The organism is Burkholderia sp. Ac-20379, from assembly GCF_017104645.1.
Classification (GTDB): domain Bacteria; phylum Pseudomonadota; class Gammaproteobacteria; order Burkholderiales; family Burkholderiaceae; genus Burkholderia.
In genome coordinates this window covers 1-2,221 of sequence record NZ_JAAGPF010000616.1, presented here as the reverse complement: position 1 = coordinate 2,221, position 2,221 = coordinate 1, and the positions used below count along the sequence as shown (strand labels likewise).

The 2,221-nt window shown below is 70.2% G+C and carries 1 protein-coding gene; it reads left to right on the top strand.

Features of this window, described 5'->3' with window-relative positions; genetic code table 11:
• On the top strand, positions 1–2,221 hold a 2,221-nt coding region (locus G3N92_RS33265; RefSeq protein ID WP_241015188.1), incomplete at both ends, for a polyketide synthase.

The following is a 2,221-nucleotide window of genomic DNA, read 5'->3' as shown; positions in this document are numbered from 1 at the left end:
AGCCGGCGGCGAGCCGGCGCACGAGGAAGCGCACGAAGAAGCGCAGGCGCACGCACCGGCCGCGCAGGCCGAGCCCGCGCCGCGGGCCGGTTCCGCCGCGGCCGGGCAGCACGACATCGCGATCGTCGGGATGTCGCTGCGGGTGGCGAAGGCGCGCGACCAGGCGCAGTTCTGGGACATGCTGTCGCGCGGCCTGGACGGCTTCGAAGCCTATCCGGCCTCGCGCTGGAACCACGACGCGCTGCTGCACCCGTCGCGCGACGTGCTCGGCAAGACGGTGGTGCGCACCGGCGCGTTTCTCGACGGCATCGACGAATTCGATCCGCGCTATTTCCGCATCTCGCAGTACGAGGCGGAGCTGATGTCGCCGGAGGTGCGGCTGTTCCTGCAATCGTGCGTCGAGGCCTGCGAGGACGCCGGCTATTCGCGCGAAACCCTGCAGCGGCGCTACGGCGGCGACGTCGCCGTGATCGTCGGGTCGATGACCAACGAATACGATCTGTACGGATTCCAGAACATGCTGGTGCGCGGCGCGCTGGCGAGCGGCAGCTATACGGGCACCGTGCCGAACATGGTGTCGTATTTCTACGGCTTTACCGGGCCGTCGTACTTTCTCGACACCATGTGCTCCGCGTCGTCCACCTGCGTGCACGAAGCGGTGCACATGCTGCGCGCCGGGCGCTGCAAGATGGCGCTGGCCGGCGGCGTGAGCCTGCTGCTGCATCCGCAGAAGCTGATCGCCACCTCGCAGGAGCACTTCACGACCAAGACGGCCGAGGTGATCCGCGGCTATGGCCTCGGCGCGGACGGGACGATTCTCGGCGAAGGCGTCGGCGCGCTGCTGCTCAAGACGCTGGCCGATGCGGAGCGCGACGGCGATCACATCTATGCCGTGATCAAGGGCACCGGCATCAGCAACGCCGGCGTGCGCAACGGCTTCACGGTGCCGAATCCGAACCAGCAGGCCGCCGCGATCGAGGCGGCGCTCGACGATGCCGGCATCGAACCCGCCACGCTCGGCTATATCGAGGGGCATGGTTCGGGCACCGCGCTGGGCGATCCGATCGAGATCCGCGCGTTGACCCAGGTGTTCCGCAAGACCACGCAGGCGCGGCAGTTTTGCCCGATCGGCACGGTCAAATCGAATATCGCGCACTTGCTGGCGGCAGCCGGGGTGGCCGGCATCGCCAAGGTGCTGATGCAGTTCAAGCACGGCCAGCTCGCGCCGTCGCTGCACGCGCAAACCCTGAACCCGAATATCCCGTTCGAGGATTCGCCGTTCTACGTCCAGCGCGAACTGGCGCCCTGGCCGCGCCCGCGCGATGCGCGGCAGCGCGAATTGCCGCGCCGCGCCGGCGTGACCTCGATCGGCGCGGGCGGCATGAATTCGCACATGATCCTCGAGGAATACCTCGCCGCCCCGCGCGAGAGCGGGCCGGACGTGGCCGAGCTGTTCGTGTTCTCGGCGATGAACGAGGCGACGCTGCGTGCGAGCCTGGCGCGCTTCGACGCCGCGCTCGACACGCTGGACGGCGTGCCGCTGTGCGATCTCGCCTATACGTTGCAGGTCGGCAAGAACGAACTGCCGTGCCGCCTGGCGCTGGCGGCGGATTCCCGCGCGAGCCTGCGCGCCGCGCTGCAAGCCTGCCTGGCCGCGCCCGCCGCGCGCGCGGGCTGGCATTACACCGCGAACATCCTGGAGCAGGATCCGCAGGTCGAGGCCGAGACGCTGGCGCGCGCGACGCGCGAGCGCCGTTTCGATCTGCTCGCGCCGCTGTGGTGCGATGGCGTGGCCGTCGATTGGGATGCGCTGCACGGCGCACGCCGGCCGCACCGCGTGTCGCTGCCCGCTTACCCGTTCGAACGGGTGCGCTGCTGGTATTCGGAATTCGCGGACGCGCCCTCGGTGGTGCAGCCGCTCGGCGCCAAACTCAAACTGCATCCCTTTATCGGCGTCAACATGTCGAACCTCGCCGGCCTGCGTTACGCCACCGATATTCATCTGGGCGAGCTGCTCGACTTCGTCCATGCGCGCCAGGGCGCGCAGCAGATCGTGCCGACCGTGGCCGGCGAGCTGGCCGCCGCCGCGGCCCGACAGGCCGGCCTGTCCGGCGCGCTGCGGGTGCGCGGGCTGCGGCTCGCGCCGCCGCCGGCCTGGGCCGGCGTGGCGCGGCTCGACTACGCGCTGGCGCCCGCCGGCGACGGGGCCTTTGACGTGGCG